Below are 17852 nucleotides of genomic sequence, written 5' to 3'. Positions count from 1 at the left end.
GCGGATTCAAGTGGGGGGCAGGACATGAAGGCAACAAGACGAAATCGGACCTGGAAGGTGGCGGCGCTCGGCGCCGTCCTCCTCGCCGGGGCGGCCGGCGGAACGGCGCTTATGGTCGGGGCGGGAGCTCAGACCTGGGATGGCTCGGCGGACACGAGCTGGTTCGACGCGACCTATACGACGTTCAAGATCGACACGCCGGCCAAGCTGGCGGGCGTCGCCAAGCTCGTCAACGGCGAGGACGGCGTGGACGGCCTGAAGGGCAAGATTCTGGAAGTCGACCGCAGCCTGGACCTGTCGGCTTACGACTGGCTGCCGATCGGCACGGAATCGCATCCGTTCAAGGGCACGCTGATCGCGAAGGACGGAGCGGTGCTGGGCATCTCCGGCATGCGCGTGCCGGCCGCGATTCCTTATCAAGGACTGGTCGGCAACATGGACGGCGGCACGGTCGGCGGCTTCCGCTTCGAGGCGGACGGTCAGATCGACGTCACCGTGGCGGGCAACGTCTACGCCGGCTCGGCCGTCGGCAAGATGACCGGCTACAGCATCGTCTATGACATCGAGAACGAGATCGCGATCGAGGCCGAGAGCGGCTCCGGCTTCGCCTATGCGGGCGGCATCGTCGGCTCGGGCTCGGGTCAGGTGTCCAATGCGCTCAACGAGGCGCCTGTCACCGTGACGGGCTCCACCTACGCCGGCGGACTGGTCGGACATGTGTCGGAGGGCGGCTTGACGCTCAAAAAGGCGGCCAATGACGGGGCGGTCTCCGCGAGCGGCGGCGCCCAGAGCGAGCTGTACGCCGGCGGCCTGACCGGCCTGACGGCCGGTTCGCTCGACATGCAGGGCGAGAGCACGCCGATCCGCAACGGCGGCGCCGTCACGGTCACGGGAGGCCGGCTCGCGCATGCGGGCGGCCTCGCCGGACAGTACGGCTCGTCCGTGACGTTCTCGGCCGATACGGCCAACAGCGGGGAAGTGCGCGTGACCGCGCCGGATGCGCAAGAGAGCTATGCCGGCGGGCTGGCGGGCTCGATCGGCGGCGTCCTGCCGGACGCATCCGTCTCGCTGCGCCAGACGGCCGCTATCCATCATGCGGGCGGAGAGCGTGTTTACTCCGGCACGATCGCCGGCTTCGTCGGTCCTGCGCTCACTTGGGCCAAAGGGTTCGAGCAGGCGATTCCGATCCGCGCCGAGGGCAAGGACGTCTACATTGGAGGCCTGTTCGGCTATGCGGCGCAAGGCGTCAGCCTGACCGACGAGAAGCCGGCTGCGTATGTCTCGACGGCAGCCGTCGAGGCGCGCGGAACGGGCGCCGTATACGCCGGCGGCATCGTCGGCTACAGCGGCGGCGGCCTGATCCGCCATGCGTCGTTCAAGAGCGGCCTGACGGCCGGCACCGACGGCGAGAGCGCGGTCTATGCCGGCGGCATCGCCGGCTATCTGGCGGCGGGAGCCGAGATCAGCGCCTCCGCAGCTGGCGGAACCGCAGCGCAGCCGCTCGCGATCGTCGCCGAAGGCGAGCTGGGCGGCATCGCCGGCCATTCCGACGGCATGATTTCCAATTCATCGGCGGCTTGGCTGACGCTGCGGGCGCAGCGCTCCGGCAGCGCGGCCGGCGGCATCGCCGGCTCCGCCTCGGGCATGATTTCCGACTCCCGAGCCGGCGATCCGTCTGCGTCCGATTCGGCGAGCATCCGTTTCGAGACCGAGATCGCCTCGCCTGCGGGCGGACGCGACGACTTCGCGGCCGGCGGCCTGATCGGACGCGGCATCGGCGAGCTGACGGTGGTCGGCAGCCGGGTCGACCGGGTATCCGCCGCTTTGCCTGCCGGCATGACGGGAGTCGCGTTCGGCGGCGCGGCGGGCCGGATCGACGGTAAGGCCGTGCTCGGCACGTCCGCGCAGCCGGTGCGCGTGAGCGCGGTCTCGCTGGAGGCTCAAGCTGCTGACGCCGCGCTTGGCGGCGGCATCGGCCTGCAGGGCGGCACGGCGCAGGCGAGCCTGCTCGTGTCCGGCTTCGAGGTCGACTCGTCCGGAGCCCGGGCCCGCATCGGCGGCATCGCCGGCGAGAACGCCGGCAGCCTGAGCGGCGGAGCGGCCGAGGCGGTCGTCATCCGCTCGACCGGCGCGGACGCGCGGCTCGGCGGAGCCGCAGGCCTCAGCAGCGGCTCGATCCTCGGGGCCTCGGCGCGGAGCGTCGAGCTCGCCGCAGGCGGCACCGGCGCGGAAGCGGGCGGACTCGTCGGACGGCTGGAAGGCACGGCAGACAGCCGCGCCGCGCTGACCGACTCCAAGCTCGAAGGCGGAGAGCAGCCGACGGCAGCGGCGACGGCGGCGGGCGCGCGCATCGGCGGCATCGCCGGCTACGCGGTCCATGCCGATCTCATCCGTCCGGCGGCGCTCGCGGAAGCACCGAACTATGTGGCGTTAACCGCGAGCGCCGCGGACATCGAGGCCGGCGGCGTGGCCGGCCGCGCGGAGAGCAGCCGGATCGAGGGCGACCTGCAGCGGGTGAACGTGCAGAACCTGCTCTTGACCGCCTCGGCGGACGCTTCGCAAGCGAAGGTCGGCGGCATCGCCGGCAGCAGCGTCGAGACGACGCTGCGCGGCCTCGTCGGCAGCGGCGCGAGCCTGCTGCTGAGCGGTCCGGATACGATGGCGGGCGGCCTCGTTGGTACGCTCAAGGGCGGCGAGCCGGCGGCGATCGTCGATACCGTATTCACCGGCATGCAGCTGAAGGTCAACGCCTCCGCAGCCGGCAGCCTTGCCGGCGGCATGGCGGCGCGGATCGAGGCGCGCGCGAGCGATCCGGCGGCCGCACCGGCCAGCTCGGCCGGCGTCATCGCCAACAGCCGCGTGTCCGGCTCCGTGCAGGCGCTCGCGCCGGGCATGACGGTCGGCGGCCTCGTCGGGGAGAACGCGAGCCTGATCGCCAACGTCAGCGTGACGGACAAGCTGCCGGTCTCCTCCAAAGGCGCGAACGCCGTCGTCGGCGGCTTTGTCGGCCGCAACGCGGCGACGGGCACGCTCTACTACACGTACACGAACGCCAATCTGACGATCGAGGGCCAGGGAACGCTGGCCGGAGGCCTCGTCGGCGACAACGCCGGCAGCATCCTCTCTTCCTATACGGACCTTGATCTGACGAGCAAAGCCTTCGGCACGGCCAGCCAGCCGGTGTTCCTCGGCGGCCTGTCCGGCCGCAGCAGCGGCACGGTCGAGCAGTCCTACGCCGCCTCCAAGGTGACGGCTTCCGGCGCTTACGCGCAGGCCGGCGGCCTGCTTGGCGAGCTCGCGGGAGGCTCAGTCAAGAATGCCTACAGCGCCAAGAGCGTAACGGCGACGGGCAGCGGCTCGTACGCCGGCGGCTTCGCCGGGCGAATCGCTTCCGGCCGCATCTCGACGAGCTATTCCGCCGCCGAGGTGACGGCGAGCGGGACGGCGCTGGCCGGCGGCTTCGCCGGCCGCTACGACAATACGAGCAAGGAGCTGCTGTACAAGAGCTACTACATCAAGGACGAGAAGCTCAACCTGAACAAGGACCTGCCCGACTTCGCGGACGGCGAGTACCGCTGGCTGAGCGTGCTCGGACGGCTGAGCACGATCCTGTCGTCGACCCTTGCCGACCGCAGCGAGTTTCCGGCGCTGTCGGGCTGGGATTTCGCAAGCGCCTGGAAATACGGCTCTCTGGGAGCCCAATACCAGTATCCGGAAGCGAACCGCGCGGCAAGCAGCGGCGGCGGGGACGGCGGCACGGGCGGCAGCGTCAACGCCAACCTGAACTGGTACTTGCGCGACAAGGACGCGACGCTGTTCCAGATCGGCACGGAAGCCGAGCTGGCGGGACTGGCAGGCATCGTCAACGGCACGCTGGTCGGCGTCGAGCCGTTCAGCTTCGAGGGCCGGACGATCGAGATCAAAGGACCGATCCACGTGCAGTCCGCCCAGTGGAGCCCGATCGGCGTCAGCGAGACGCTGGCGTTCCAGGGCGACCTGATCGGCGGCGGCCATCTGATCGACGGCTACGCCGTCAGCGGCGAGGTACCGAACGGAGGGCTGTTCGGCGTCATCGGCGCGAAAGCTTCGGCAACCGGCCTTGCGCTGGAGCCGAAGGAAGTCCGGGGCTCGGCCTATGCGGGCGCGCTGGCCGGCCTCAATTACGGCCGCATCGCGGACATCCGGCTCAAGCTGCCAGAGGGAGCGGCCGTCTCGGGCGCCGTCGCCGGCGGCATCGTCGGCCGCAACGAGGGCGAGGCGGACGGCCTGCGGGCCGAGCTCGCCGGCGGCCGGATCGAGAGCGCGGCGGCGGGCGGAGCGGCTGGCGGCATCGCCGGCGAGAATGTCTCCGCGATCGCGGCCGGCAGCTGGAGCTTCGCCGCTTCGGGCGAAGCGGCGAGCCGCATCTCCGCGAGCGGCGACGGCGCTTCGGCGGGCGGCCTGGCGGGACGCCAGAGCGGCAGCTCCTCGGAGCTGAAGGCGGATTTGAAGCGGCTCGTCGTCGAGGCTTCCGGAGCCGGCTCGTTCGCGGGCGGCCTGTTCGGACGCTATGCGGACGGAGCGGCGTCGGAGCTGGCGGTCGCCTTCGGGGAAGGCAGCGGCGTGCGCGCCGCTGCCGGCGATGCGGCGGCCGGCGGCCTGATCGGCCGTTCGGAAGCCGGCAACCGCTTGAGCGGCCTCCATGCCGATGCGGATCCATCCGCTCTCGGCGTAACTGGCGGCGGCTCCGTCGGCGGGCTGATCGGCGAGAAAGAGGGCCGAGGCATCGCCGAGTGGGACGTGGAAGGCGCGGCGGTCCAAGGGCTGGCCGTGACCGCTCCGGCCGGCTCGCTCCAACCGGCGGTGGGCGGCTTGATCGGCCGCGCGGACGCCGTCGCGATGCATGGCGTGCGCGCCGCCCTCGCGTCGCTCGACGCGCGCGGGGAAGCCGTCTATGCCGGCGGCATCGTCGGCCGCGCGGCGGAGACGACGATCCAGGACGCGCAGGCGTCCGGACCGATCTCCGCCGCGCTGGACGCAGGTTCGGCCGGCAAGCTGGCCGCTGGCGGCATCGCCGGCGAGCTGAGCGCGTCGGACCGCGACGCGGAGCTCCGCTTCGGCGGCTTCTACCCGCTTTATCGCGGCCTGTATCAAGCGAGCTATGAAGGCAAGCTGGCGCTGACAGCCGCCGGCGGCAAGTCCGCGCTGCAAGCGGGCGGCCTCGTCGGCGCGCTGCAAGGCGCTTCCATCTATGAATCGAAGAGCCGCGCCGGCATCGCCGCCGGCTCGGCGGGCGAGCTGGACGCAGGCGGCATCGCCGGCTTCAGCAGCGGCATCCTCGTTCATGCCGAGGCGTTCGGAGGCATCGACGCCTCCGGCAGCGGCGTCTACCGCGTCGGCGGCCTCGTCGGCCGGGCGCTGGACGGCGAGATCCATTACAGCTTCGCCGCAGCCGAGGACGGAGCGCGCATCGCCGTCGGCACGGCGCAGACGATCGGTGAGAGTCTGCCGGCGGCTTACGTCGGCGGCGCGATCGGCCAAGGCGATCGCCTGGCCGTCACCCGCAGCTCCGCGTCGACCCCGGTCGACGTGACGGACGCCAACATCGACACGACGCTGTATGCCGGCGGCTTCGCCGGCCAGCTCGGCGAGAACGGCGCCGGCAGCGGCTCGATCCGCTACGCCTACGCGGACGGCGCGGTGACGGCTGCCGGCAAGCGCGGCTCCTACGCGGGCGGCTTCGCCGGCTCCATCAACCGCTTCGCGGTCGAGGACAGCTACGCGGCCGGTCCGGTAGCCAATACGGGCCAGGATACGCGCACGGGCGGCTTCGCGGCCGCCGTCGAGCGCAGCGGCAGCGCGCTCCGCTCCCATGCGCTTCAGGAACGAGTCTCCACGACCGGCCTGACCGGCACGACCCGCTCGTACACCGGCGGCTTCGCCGGCTACAATGACGGCCGGATTGAGCAGGCGTACGCGTCCGCGATGGAGCTGAATGTCAGCGCCAAGGGCACGGACACGTACAAAGGCGCGCTGGTCGGCTACAACTTCCGCGACGGCCGCATCGCCTCGTCCGCGTACAGCGGCAGCGGCGCCGCCGTCGGCCGCAACGCAGGCGCGGCTGCTTCGGCCTCGGCGGTCGAGGCTCGCGATCCGCGGACGTCGGGCAGCTGGTCGGCCACGTACGATCCGTCGATCCTGCGGCTTGTCGCAGGCGAAGAGATCGCCATCGGCAGCCGCGCGCAGCTCGATGGATACGTCCGGCTGAGCAATGACACCGGCGCCGCCTACTTCAAGCTGTTCGACCGCTCGGCGACGGCTTCGCCGCTGGGCTCGGGCGACAAGCTGCGCCTCGCGGCCGACATCGACTTGTCGGCATTCGCGTGGACGCCGCTGCAGCAGTTCGACGGCGAGCTCGCCGGCGACGGCCACCGGCTGATCGGCCTTCGCGCCGACGGCGGCTCCGGCGATGCGGCGCTCGTGCTCGTCAACCGCGGCCTCCTCTCCGACATCAAGCTTGCCGGCGCGAGCGTGAAAGCCGGCCGCCATGCCGGCCTCCTCGCCGCTGTCAACGCAGCCGGCGGCGAGATCCGCGGCGCGGCCGCGGACGGCACCGTCAGCGGCCGCGCGAGCGCAGGCCTCATCGCGGGCGTCAACCGCGGGCTCATCGCCGAGTCCGGCTCGGCCGGCCTCGCGCGGAGCGAAGCAAGCGCCGGCGGCCTCGTCGGCACCAACGCCGAAGGCGGCGCCATCGAGCGCTCGTACAGCTCGGCGAACGCCGCGGCAAGCGGCTCCGAAGCCGCAGCCGGCGGCGCCGCCGGCCGCAACGACGGCCGCATCGCCGACACGCTGGCGTCCGGCCGGACGACGGCGGACGGCGCGGAGCGCGCATGGGCGGGCGGCATCGCCGGCCATAGCGCGGGCGCGATCGAGCGCGCCGTAGCAGGCGGCGAAGCGGTCGCCTCGATTGGCGGCGCGCTCGTGCCGGCCCGCAGCTACTTCGGCGGCATCGCCGGCCAGCTCGCGGACGGCGGCAGCATCGCCGGAGCCTCGTTCGCCAAGCCGATGGTCAAGCGCGGCGTCGCTTACTACGATGCCGCAGGCTCGATCCGCACGGAGGGCGGACTGGACGGCGCCACGCTGACGTCCGGCGCGCTTCCGTCCGGCCTGTCCGGCAGCGTATGGCGCGCGGCGGCCGGGTTCTACCCGGCGCCTTCGGACAGCGGGCTTGCCCGCCTCGCCGCCGCAGCCGTCATGCCGGCGGACGGCGATACGATCAATCGCCTGACGGCAGGCTTCGGCCTCAGCCGGGCGGACGGCCTCCTGTGGAGCGCCGATGCCTCGCTCGTCCGGCTCCAGGACGGCTCCGGCCGCATGCTGGCCGGCGGCAGCGCCGAGCTGAAGGCCGAGCTGGGCGGCTTCTCCCGCTCGCTCGTCCTGAACGCGCCGGAGCTGCGCTGGCCGGAAGCGGCCGCCGCACCGCGCGTCGTGTCGGGCGATCGGGAATTCAAGGAACAGGTCGAGATCGTCCTGTCCGCCGAACCGGGAGCAACGATCCGCTACACGCTCGACGGCAGCGAGCCGAGCGAGCGCTCGGCCGTCTACTCGTCGCCGATCGGGCTCAAGCAGACGACGACGCTGAAGGCGATCGCTGTCGTGCTCGGCAAGGAGCATAGCCCGGCGATGAGCGGCGAGTGGAAGCTTCTGCCGCCGCCGTCCCCGTCCCCGACGCCGTCCCCATCCGGCGGAGGAGGGTTCTTCTTCCCGGCCATGCCGAGCCCGTCCCCGACGCCCGAACCTCCTCCTGCGGTCGCGTCGAACATCGGCAAGCCCGCTCTAGGCGGCGAGCAGCCTTCCGCCGTGCGCGCGCCGCGCGGCAGCATCCTGCGCCTGACCGCTCCGGAGGGCAAGTGGATCCGCTATACGACCGACGGCAGCGACCCGACGGAGTCCAGCCCTCGCTTCACCGGCGAGCTGGTGCTCCAGCGCTCCATGACGGTAAAAGTGCTCGTCGAAGGCGACAAGCGCGTCGTGACGTACACGTTCGACGTCGGCGCCGCTCTGTACAGCCTGCGGAAGGATGCGCCGACGGTGCGCTACGCTTCCGGCTACGACGACGGCACGTTCAAGCCGGACGCCGCGATGAGCCGCTACGAGCTGATCGAGGCGCTCGCGCCGCTGCTTGACCGCGAGGAGGGAGAGCTTTACAACGCCTTCCCGGACAAGTCGGGCCGCAGCGAGCCGCTCGTCGCCTTCTTCGCCTCCGCCGGCATCGTCGGCGGGTATCCGGACGGAACGTTCGGCGGCGATCGCGGCCTGACGCGCGCGGAGTTCGCCGTCATCGCCGCGCGGGCGCTCAAGCTCGACGTCGACGGCGACGGCATGCCGAAGCAGAAGGATGCGCGCAAGCACTGGGCGGCCGGCTTCATCGCGGCCCTGTCGGACGCCGGCCTCATCCAAGGCTTCCCGGACGGCAGCTTCCGCCCGAACAGCCCGCTCACGCGGGCGCAGGCGGTCACGCTGCTGAACCGGATGGCCGGCACGATCCAAGGATCGCCGGCGGAGCCGCGCTACGCGGACCTGCCGCCGAGCCACTGGGCGTACGCCGCCGTCATGGCGGCCGCCCGCGACTAGAACGTTCTCCCCTCGGGAGAGCGACGCCATGTTCAAGCAAGGAAAGGATGGCCATGCAATGAAAAAAGGATGGATCGCCGCTCTGGTCCTCGCCGCCGTGCTGGCGGCGGGACCGTACGCGGCAGGCACGACGCAGGCGGAGCGGCAGGCGCCGCTGGCGGCCGACGACAGCTACCGGCTCGCCTCGGGCGCCGTATTCTACCTGAGGGCTCTCGGGCCGGACGGCACGGTCGCCGCGACGGGAACCGGCGTGCTCCTCTCCGCGAGAGGGGACGCCGCGACCGCCTATCATGTCGTCAAAGGAGCGGCGAAGCTGGAGGCCGTGCTGGCTGACGGCAGAGCCGTCTCGCCGGTGAAGGTCGTCCGCTACGACGAGCGCACCGATGTCGCCGTGCTGGAGCTGCCTGCACCGAAGGCGGGAGGCGGCTACCCGTTCGTCGCCCGACGCGCGGAGAAGCTGGAGCATGGCGATTCCGTCTATGCGATCGGCTATCCGCTCAAGCAGACCCCGATCGTGACGCAGGGCATCGTGAGCAGTCCCGACGCGGTCGTGAGCGGCCGCAGCCGCGTGCTGATCGACGCCGCCATCGCAAGCGGCATGTCGGGCGGTCCCGTGCTGGACGAGCAAGGCCGGCTGGCCGGCATCATTTCCGGCTCGCTGCGCACGATGGCCGGCATCCATCTGGCGGCAGGCATGTCCGATCTGCACGCGCTGCTGCCGGACGGCTTGCGGGCGGGGAGCTGATTTTGCCTCGCAGGGCGGACGGGTGGTATGATGGGCTAAGCGATGATCGAGGGAGATGAAGCCATGAACGTATACGACAAAGCTTACGAATTGGCCAAAGCTCTGGAGGACAGCCACGAGGCGAAGACGATGCGCGCCGCTCGCGCCGCCGCCGACGCCGATCCCGACGCCCGCCGGATGCTGTTCGATTTTCAAAAGAAGCAGGTCGACCTCCAGCAGCGGATGATGAGCGGCGAGGAGCCGTCGGCCGAAGAGCTGGAGGGCATGAGCCGCCTCTACGAGGTGCTGAGCCTCAATCCGCTCGTGCAAAAGTATTTCGAGGCGGAAAAGCGCCTCTCTGTCGTCGTCGAGGACGTCAACCGCATCATCGGCAGTTCCCTGCAGTCCCTGCTTCTCTCTTCCGAGTAATCCAATGACCGGAACCGGAAGCACGGCGGCCCATCTCCCTGCCCGGGGGGAGCGGGCCGCCTTTTTTGTCTTCTCCGCTTCACCGTACCCGGCTTCTCCGACCCTTTCGTCTCCCTGCTCCTCCGGCGCCGCTCTCGCTTGTCGTCCTGGCTCGTCGTCCGCACCTAGCGTCCCGTCATGTTCTGCCCTCCGCCCGCATAGAGTGGAAGAGACAAGCCAAGGGGAGGAACAAGGCGATGAGAAAGTGGAAGCACGGCATCTATCTGCTGGCCGCGATCGGCATGCTGGCCTATGCGCTGCCGCGCTTGGAGCTGAGCGGCGGCTGGACGGCCGCGACCGTGTTCGGCGTCTTCTGGTCGGCGCTCGCGCTGCTCGTCATCGCGGCCAATGTGCGCGCGCTGGCGAGCGACCGCGAGCGGGAGCGCCGACGGGTCGCGGCGATCCGCCGGCAGCAGGCGTTCAGCCGCGAGCAGGCTACGGCTCGAAGGCGCTCGGCCGGGCGGGGCTGAGTCTCCGCGCGCTTCTGGCGGCGCGGAGCATGCCGGACGAGGTGTCGAAAAGCGATCGTTCAGCCGATATGTTCCATAGTCCGCCTTTGAGGCGGACGAGAGGAGGCTGACGGTCCATGAGCGTGTCGCAAGGATTGGCCGCTTCGGCCGCGATGACCCAGCACGCGCTGGCGCTCGCGGTCGGCACCGGCGTCATGAACATCTCCAAGGACATGTTCGAGCAGCAGGGGCAGCAGCTGGCGGAGATGATCCGCCAGGCGCCGCATCCGACGCTCGGGGGCTCCCTGGACATCAAGGTCTAGGCTCGGGTCTGGCGCCGGCTGTCCGCTGTTATGGAACGGTCCGATTCCGAACCGGTGCCGGCAGCAAGCCGGATGTACGGGACAGGCCGTTCAAAAAAAGCCTGGCCCCTCGCCAAAAGCGGGGGGCCAGGCTTTTTTGCTCCTGCGCGCAAGAGCGATTGAAGTCAAACGCCGTTAAGGCCCGTTTACCCTCAGAAGCTTGTCGGCGTTTTGTCAGGCGGCGCGAGAAACGGGCGACAGGCCTCTATAAAGGAATCAGGCTCATCGACGTGCAAGTAAGCGAGCTCGTAATTGAACGGTCGGCCGAACCAGCCTGAAGCTGGCATCGGACGGGCGAATCGGATAAGCACGTTGACGTTGCCGCCGGGCGGCGAGAAGATCGACTTTTTTGCCGCCGGATCGTCCTCGATGAAGCGGACTCGCTCGACCGTTCGAATATCCCCTGGAGCCAGCTTGCAGCTGAGCTGGAGACCGCAGCGCAGGTGAAGCTCGTCGTCCGAAATCTGAATGGGACAGAGGCGCATCGCTTTCCAGTCTGCCAGCAGCAGAAGCAGCAAATAGAGGTTGCTTGCGGAGGCGGCCCAGGCGACGAGCGGTGAAAAGGAGTGGAGGAGCACGTGGAGCGCGGCGCCTTCCGCGATCAGTAGCGAGCCGAGCGTGATCGTCAGAGCGAGGCGGCCGGAATGCCGGTGGACGGAAAAGAGCCCCGATTCTCGCTGGTCTGCCATGGAGGGCTTGTCTTTGCCGGAAAGGAAGGCCAGGTAAAGGACGCTCAGCTCGTGGGCGGCGAAGGCGCCGACCGGTCCATGGCCGAGCTTGCGGCTCGTCTCCTGCTGGATGGCTTCGAGCGCGGATTCGGTGCGGCGGAGCTCCCGCGCCGCGCGCCGCGCCTGGACGAGGCAGGAGAAGAGCCAACCCGCTTGCGCAGCAAGAAGCAGCAGCTCAAGCGGAAGCAGGATGAAGCCGATCCATTCAATGCGCTGCTGCTGGACCGGGTCGAAGATCAAGCGGCAAGCCAAATACCCGGCCAGCACCGACAGGGAAGCAGTCGTCAAATGCTTCCGCTGAAGCCATCGCCGGGGTGGATCAGCAGCCAGCAGGAGCAGCAGAGGAATGACAAGCATCAGATCGAGCGCCATCCCGGTCGAGAGGATCGGAGCATGGCGCTCGTACAGCTCGCTGCGGGCGAGCGCCAGAGTCCATAAGAAAATCATGCCGGCGGTGAGCAGCAGCAGCGGTTTTCGCAGTGAGCGGTGACGGATTGGAATCGGGAGCATCTCCTTTCGGGTTCAATCTGGTGGCTGTCTTACCTAAGTTCAACGCCGCAGCTTCGTTCTCCCGTCTGAAGCGGCAAAAAAGACAGCGCCGGCTCAATTCGCTATAATCAAGGGTACAAGAAGAAGCATCAGCGAAAGGAAAGGCGGAAGGACTCCTCATGCCACCCGATACCCACCCCCCGTCATCGCTCGAGACGATGACCAAGCACGAGCAGCTGATCCGGCACATCGAGGCGCTGGAGCCGGGCACGCGCATCTCCGTGCGCGGCATCGCCCGCGAGCTGGACGTCAGCGAAGGCACCGCGTACAAGGCGATCAAGGAGGCCGAGGAGCTCGGCATCGTCGCGACCAAAAAAAGAATCGGCACCGTCCGCGTGCACCGCTCCCGGCGCGGCTCGCTGGAAGGGCTGACGTTCGGCGACGTCGCCGACATCGTCGAGGGCCAGCTGCTCGGCGGCTCCGGCGGCTTGCAGCGGACGCTGCACAAGTTCGTCATCGGCGCGATGGAGCTCGACGCGATGCTCCGCTATATTAATGAAGACAGCCTGCTCATCGTCGGCAACCGCGAGGAGGCGCACCGGCTCGCGCTCGAGCAGGGGGCGGGCGTGCTCATCACCGGCGGCTTCGATACGAGCGCCGAGGTCAAGCGGCTCGCGGACGAGCGGGGGCTGCCGATCATTGTCTCGCGCCATGATACGTTCACCGTCGCCTCGATGATCAACCGCGCCATGTATGACCGCCTCATCAAGCAGAAGATCGTCCTCATCGAAGACATCATGAGCTTCGCCCGTCCTGCCGACGTGCTGAAGCATGGCGATACGGCGGCCGATTTCCACCGGCTGGCCGGGCTGACCGGGAGCTTCCGCTTCCCCGTGCTCGACGAGCGCGGGCGCGTCAGCGGCATGATGACCGCCAAGGACGCCGCCGGCTCCGAGCCGGACGCGCTGGTGGAGCGGCTCATGACCCGGCATCCGATCACCGCCGCGCCCAACATCACGGTGACGTCGGCCGCGCATACGATGGCGGCCGAGGGCATCGACCTGCTGCCGGTCGTCGACCGGCATCGGCGGCTGCTCGGCGTCATCACGCGGCAGGAGGTGCAGGAGGCGATGCGCATCACCGGCCGCCAGGGCGACTCCGGCGAGACGTTCGACGAGCTCATCCTGGCCGGCTTCAAGCCGAGCGGCGCAGCCAAGGGCTTCCGCTACGCCGGCGTCGCCGCCGCCCAGATGTCCGGCATGCCGGGCACCGTTTCCGAAGGCGTGCTCTCCACGCTCATGCTGCAAGCGGCGCGGCGCATGGTGCGGGAGAGCGGGCGAGGCGACCATATGGTCGAAAGCGTGACGACCTACTTTTTCCGTCCGGTCGCGATCGACGCCGAACTCGTGCTGGAGCCGGCCGTGCTGGAGCTGAGCCGCAAGAACGCCAAGCTCGAGATCCAGCTGTCGGATGCCGGGGGCGTCGCCGCCAAGGCGATCCTGTCGATGCAGCTGATGGACGGCTAGAGCCGGATGGCCGGCGCAGCGGCGTCTATCGTTCGGGAATTCTTCACAGGCGATAGCTCCATCGGGTCATGCCGCGCCGTCCGCGGATGATTATGCTGGAATGAGGCGCAGCTTGGAGCGGAAGCGCTCCGACGGAAAAGGAGGAGAGGATGATCGGAAACATGGCGTATCGCCTGGCGCTGGCCGCCGTCCTCGCGCTCGGCGGAGCGGCGGCGTCAGGACCGGTTCCGGCCGCCCAGGCCGCCCAGGCCGGGACGCTGCAGAAGCTGCTCGACGAGGCTTCGCCGGGAAGCGAGGTGGAGCTGCCGCCCGGCACGTATGACGAGGAGCTCGTCATCGACAAGCCGCTTGCGGTCAAAGGCAAGGGCGTCACGCTCCGCAGCGCCGCGCCGGACAAGCCCGCGGTCGCCGTTGCCGCGGACTCCGTCTCGCTCAGCGGGCTGTCGATCGTCAAGGACAGCGGTGGCGAGGCGGCGGCGGTGCTCGTCGAAGGCGACGGCGCCCGGGTGGAGGAGCTGCGCATCGTGACGAGGACGATCGGCATCCAGCTGCAGGAATCCGACGGCACGGTCATCCGCGGCAACGCGGTCGAGGCGACGCCGGAGCTGCTCGGCCGCTCCGCGCGCGCCTCGGAGCGGCGCAACGGCATCGACCTGTACCGGTCGCACGGCAACACGATCGAGAACAACCGCGTCAGCAGCATGTTCGACGGCATCTACCTGGAGGGCAGCAACGACACGGCCATCCGGGGCAATGTGGTGGACTTTTCCCGCTACGGCGTGCATCTGATGTATGCCAAGAACACCGACGTGGAGGGCAACCGCGGCTCCCGCAACGTCACCGGCATCATGGCGATGGTCTCGCGCGGCGGGACGATCGCGGGCAACGCCTTCAAGCTCCAGCAGGGCAGCGTCAACTCGCAGGGCATGCTGTTCTATGAGGTCGAGGACATGCGGGTGACCGGCAACGAGCTCGTCGGCAACCGCGTCGGCCTCTACATCGAGCGCTCCGCGAACAACTCGTGGACGGGCAACGACGTTTCCTACAACTTCGTCGGCATCCAGCTGCTCGATTCGGCGGACAACGAGCTGGCCGGCAACCGCTTCGTCTCCAACGTCATCGAGACGATGGCCGACCGCAGCGCGGGCAACCGGATCGAGGGCAACTATTGGGATGCGTTCCAGGGCTTGGACCCGAGCGGAGACGGCAAGAGCGATCTGGCCTATCCGATGAACCCGTTCTTCCAGCGGCTGACGAAGGAAACGCCGGCGTTCCAGCTGTTTTTCCAGTCGCCGGGCATGAAGTTTCTCGAAAGCCTCATGGCCGCCGACGCCGCGGGCTGGACCCGCGACCGGGCTCCGCTCATGGAGCCGCCGGCCATCGCGGGCTCCGCGGCGTCCGAGACGGGCTCGCCAGGGGCGACTGCGGCGGCCGGAGCCGTGCTGCTGCTGGCTGCGACGACCATTATACGAGTGGGGGTTAGAAAAAAATGAGCAAACGATACCTGAGGGGGCTGCTGCCGTTGGCCGCGCTCCTGACGATGCTGGTGCTGGCGGCTTGCGGCACCAAGGAATACGGGCCGGTGCCGATCGACGAGTCCGTCGACAAGTGCGCGATCTGCAACATGACCGTCCAGGACGACGCCTTCGCCGTGCAGCTGACGACGACCGAGGGCAAGACGTTCAAGTTCGACGACATCGGCTGCATGAACGATTGGAAAGCGAAAAACGCCAGCTCGAAAATCGGCGGCGAGTACGTCCGCGACTACAACGACAAGGAGTGGATCGCTTACGGCGACGCTTACTATGTCTACGACAAGGACTTCAAGACGCCGATGGCTTACGGGGTCGTCAGCTTCAAGGACAAGGCCGCGGCCGAGGCGTTCGCCCAGGAGCAGGGCAAGGGGCAGCTGCTGACGGCGGCCGAGCTCGGCAGCCACAGCTGGGAGCAGAACAAGGACATGATGATGGGCGATGCGCATTCCCACGAAGGCGACGCGGGCGAGAGCCAAGACGGCGGCATGGACATGAGCGACAACGCGGGCCATGGCGACGGCATGGACATGAGCGACAACGCGGGCCAAGGCGACGGCATGGACATGAGCGAGAACGCATCTAATGCGGACTCCGCCCACTAAGCCATGAATGCGGCCCATGTCGCCCGGAGGGAGATCAAGCTCGGCTTCCGCAACCCTTGGTCCTACTCGTTCCTCGTGCTGTTCACCGTCTTTTCGCTGCTGCTGCTGCTGATCGGGGCGCAAAGCCCCGGCGGCGGCTACACGAGCACGACGGGCTCGATGCTCAGCCTCATCCTGTACCTGCTGCCGCTCATGACGCTGCTCATCGGCAGCTTCTCGCTCACAGCGGAGAAGGAGGAGGGCAGCTGGCAGCTGCTCGCCGTCTATCCGCTGCGCACCTCCAGCTTCATCGCCGGCAAATATGCCGGGCTGACGCTCGTGCTCGGCTCGATCGTCGCGTTCGCCTTCGGCGCGAGCGGCGTCGCGGGAGCGCTTGCGGGCGGCGGCTTCGACCTGCGGACGCTGCTGTTGTTCCTGACCTTCTCGCTGCTGCTCGTCCTCCTGTACCTGGCCGCCGCGCTGCTGATCGGCACCGTGGCGGCGAACCGCTGGCAAGCGCTGACGTATGCGGTCGCCTTCTGGTTCTTCACCGTCATCGGGTGGCCGACGCTGCTCATCGCGACGCTCGGCTACATGCCGTACCTATGGATCAAGCCGGCGCTGACCGCGCTGACGCTGTTCAATCCGGCGGAGCTCGTGCGGCTGTTCGTCGTCATCCGGCTCGGCGGCGGCTCGATTCTCGGGCCGGACTACTACAGCTGGGTCGAGGTGATGTCAGGCGGCTGGGGACCGCTGGTCTTCGCCGGCATCTGCGTCGCTTGGATCGCCGGAGCGGGCGGCATCGCGGTCTGGGCTTGGGAAAGGGGGCGGCGACATGGCTGATGATGCAGCGAAGCCGCTGCTGCGGATCGAGCAGGTCGGCAAGACGATCAAGGGCCAGACGCTCCTGCAGAACATCTCGCTGGAGCTCGGACCGGGCCGCGTGCTGGCGCTGTGCGGCGGCAACGGCGCGGGCAAGAGCACGCTGCTGCGCCTCGTCATGGGGCTGCTGCAGCCGACGTCCGGCCATGTGGAGGTGGACGGGCTGCGCTGGCAGCACGATCGGCGCGCCTATGCGGACAAGCTCGGCTACATGCCGGACGACTATACGTTTTCCCGCGGCCTGACCGCTTGGGAGACGCTGCGATTCTGGGCATCGCTGCGGGGGCTGTCCAAGCGCCGCACCGAAGAGGCGCTGGAGGAGGTCGGGCTGGCGGACGTGCGCGACCGCAAGGTGACGGCCTTCTCCAAAGGCATGCGGCAGCGGCTCCTGTTCGCCCAGGCGATGCTGGCGAAGCCGCCGCTGCTCGTGCTCGACGAGCCGACGAACGGGCTCGATCCGTACTGGATGGACTCGTTCGTCGAGCTCGTGCGCAAGCTCCGCTCGGAGGGCCACTCGGTGCTGTACTCCACGCATCAGCTGCCTGTCGCCGAAGCGAGCGCGGACGAGGTCGTCTTCCTGCGCGGCGGCGAGGCCGTCCGTCAAGGCACGGTCGCCGAGCTGCTGGAGCAGTACGGCGTCGGCGGGCTGCACGCGGCCTTCACCGACAGCCGCGGTTCCGGCGCAGCGCAGGACCCGGCGGGACGGGGGAGGACGTGAGCCCATCGCCGGAGGACAGCCGCCGGGAAGCCGGGCCCAGGTCTGAAGGGGCTGGCGACGACCGGACCGCTCAGACTGAAGCGATCGGAAGGTCCGGCGGGATCGGCCGTCGGCTCCGTCGGCCGGGAACTTGGCTGAGCTTGCTCCTCGCGGCGGGAGCGGTCGCGACCGCCTGCTGGCTGCTGCTCGGCGGCGCTCCCCAAGCGGCCGACGGCCGGATCGCGGTCGGCGAGCCGGCGCCGCAGGTCGAGGCGGCGCTGGCGGGCACCGGGACGCGGCTGCGGCTCGCCGATTATCAGGGCGAGCCGGTGCTCGTGCATTTTTGGGCGAGCTGGTGCGAGCCCTGCAAGCGCGAGCTGCCGCGCCTCGACGAGGCTGCGGCCCGGCTGGCGAAGCTGCCGGACGGCAGCGGGGCGCTGCTCGTCATCAACGTCGGCGACAGCCGCGCGACGATGACGGAGTTCGCCGAGGCGGCAGGCATCGCGATGCCGCTCGCCTCCGACGCCGCGGGCGAGGCGGCGGGCGCGTTCCGCGTGCGGGCGCTGCCGGCCTCGTTCGTCATCGGGCCGGACGGCCGGATCGAGCGCATCGTCCAGGGCGAGTATGCGAGCGCGGACGAGGTGCTGGCTGCGCTGGCTGCGGCTGCGTAGAGACGAGGGGGCTGGATGTAGTCTCGGTGAAGTCGCCGCAGGTGGTCCCATTGACGCCGTGGGAGCCGAGAGTGCCTTTGATTTTCCTTGTTGCCGGAGCACTCCTGAAACGGTAGAGCCTTTCAAT

General features: G+C 69.2%; 12 protein-coding genes. 11 read left to right on the top strand and 1 reads right to left on the bottom strand.

From position 1 onward, the window contains the following. Nucleotides 1–24: 24 nt before the first annotated feature. From HGI30_RS16555 to HGI30_RS16535, 5 genes are all read left to right on the top strand, one after another. Nucleotides 25–8613: an S-layer homology domain-containing protein gene (locus tag HGI30_RS16555; protein WP_168908573.1), complete on the top strand. Its 8589-nt coding sequence runs from the start codon at nt 25–27 to the stop codon at nt 8611–8613. Nucleotides 8614–8671: 58 nt separating this feature from the next. After that, nucleotides 8672–9358, top strand: coding sequence for a S1C family serine protease (locus tag HGI30_RS16550; protein ID WP_168908572.1), 687 nt, complete (start codon nt 8672–8674; stop codon nt 9356–9358). Between the two features lie 63 nt (nt 9359–9421). Then, nucleotides 9422–9766 (top strand): YlbF family regulator, encoded by a 345-nt coding sequence (locus tag HGI30_RS16545; RefSeq protein ID WP_168908571.1) that lies wholly within the window; start codon nt 9422–9424, stop codon nt 9764–9766. A gap of 236 nt (nt 9767–10002) precedes the next feature. After that, the gene (locus tag HGI30_RS16540) at nt 10003–10275 is read left to right on the top strand and encodes a hypothetical protein (protein WP_168908570.1); all 273 of its coding nucleotides are present in this window, start codon (nt 10003–10005) and stop codon (nt 10273–10275) included. A 116-nt stretch (nt 10276–10391) separates the two neighbouring features. Then, nucleotides 10392–10577 carry a YjfB family protein gene (locus HGI30_RS16535; RefSeq protein ID WP_168908569.1) on the top strand — a complete coding sequence of 62 codons (186 nt, stop codon included), beginning with the start codon at nt 10392–10394 and terminating at the stop codon, nt 10575–10577. Nucleotides 10578–10768: 191 nt separating this feature from the next. On the opposite strand, the gene HGI30_RS16530 is transcribed toward HGI30_RS16535, so the two are convergent. Beyond that, nucleotides 10769–11791 carry a hypothetical protein gene (locus HGI30_RS16530; protein ID WP_168908568.1) on the bottom strand — a complete coding sequence of 341 codons (1023 nt, stop codon included), beginning with the start codon at nt 11789–11791 and terminating at the stop codon, nt 10769–10771. Nucleotides 11792–12012: 221 nt separating this feature from the next. Between HGI30_RS16530 and HGI30_RS16525 the strand changes: the two genes are divergently transcribed. The 6 genes from HGI30_RS16525 (at nt 12013) to HGI30_RS16500 (ending at nt 17725) form a co-directional block, all read left to right on the top strand. Beyond that, a complete protein-coding gene (locus tag HGI30_RS16525; RefSeq protein ID WP_168908567.1) occupies nt 12013–13359 on the top strand; it encodes a DRTGG domain-containing protein in 1347 nt (448 codons plus the stop codon). Between the two features lie 149 nt (nt 13360–13508). Beyond that, nucleotides 13509–14852: a right-handed parallel beta-helix repeat-containing protein gene (locus HGI30_RS16520; RefSeq protein WP_168908566.1), complete on the top strand. Its 1344-nt coding sequence runs from the start codon at nt 13509–13511 to the stop codon at nt 14850–14852. After that, the gene (locus HGI30_RS16515; protein WP_168908565.1) at nt 14849–15496 is read left to right on the top strand and encodes a nitrous oxide reductase accessory protein NosL; all 648 of its coding nucleotides are present in this window, start codon (nt 14849–14851) and stop codon (nt 15494–15496) included. The genes HGI30_RS16520 and HGI30_RS16515 overlap by 4 nt, the downstream gene beginning before the upstream one ends. Before the next feature lie 3 nt (nt 15497–15499). Beyond that, nucleotides 15500–16318 (top strand): ABC transporter permease, encoded by an 819-nt coding sequence (locus HGI30_RS16510; RefSeq protein WP_168908564.1) that lies wholly within the window; start codon nt 15500–15502, stop codon nt 16316–16318. Then, nucleotides 16311–17075 carry a heme ABC exporter ATP-binding protein CcmA gene (gene ccmA, locus HGI30_RS16505; RefSeq protein WP_168908563.1) on the top strand — a complete coding sequence of 255 codons (765 nt, stop codon included), beginning with the start codon at nt 16311–16313 and terminating at the stop codon, nt 17073–17075. Before HGI30_RS16510 ends, ccmA begins: the two co-directional genes overlap by 8 nt. Before the next feature lie 140 nt (nt 17076–17215). Then, entirely contained in the window at nt 17216–17725 is a 510-nt protein-coding gene (locus tag HGI30_RS16500) for a TlpA family protein disulfide reductase (RefSeq protein ID WP_168908562.1), read from the top strand. The last annotated feature ends 127 nt before the right edge of the window (nt 17726–17852 follow it).

Source organism: Paenibacillus albicereus (genome assembly GCF_012676905.1).
In the GTDB taxonomy this organism is placed as follows: Bacteria; Bacillota; Bacilli; order Paenibacillales; family Paenibacillaceae; genus Paenibacillus_O; species Paenibacillus_O albicereus.
The sequence above is the reverse complement of the archived record's forward strand: the minus strand, read 5'-3'. Positions and strand labels throughout refer to the sequence as shown.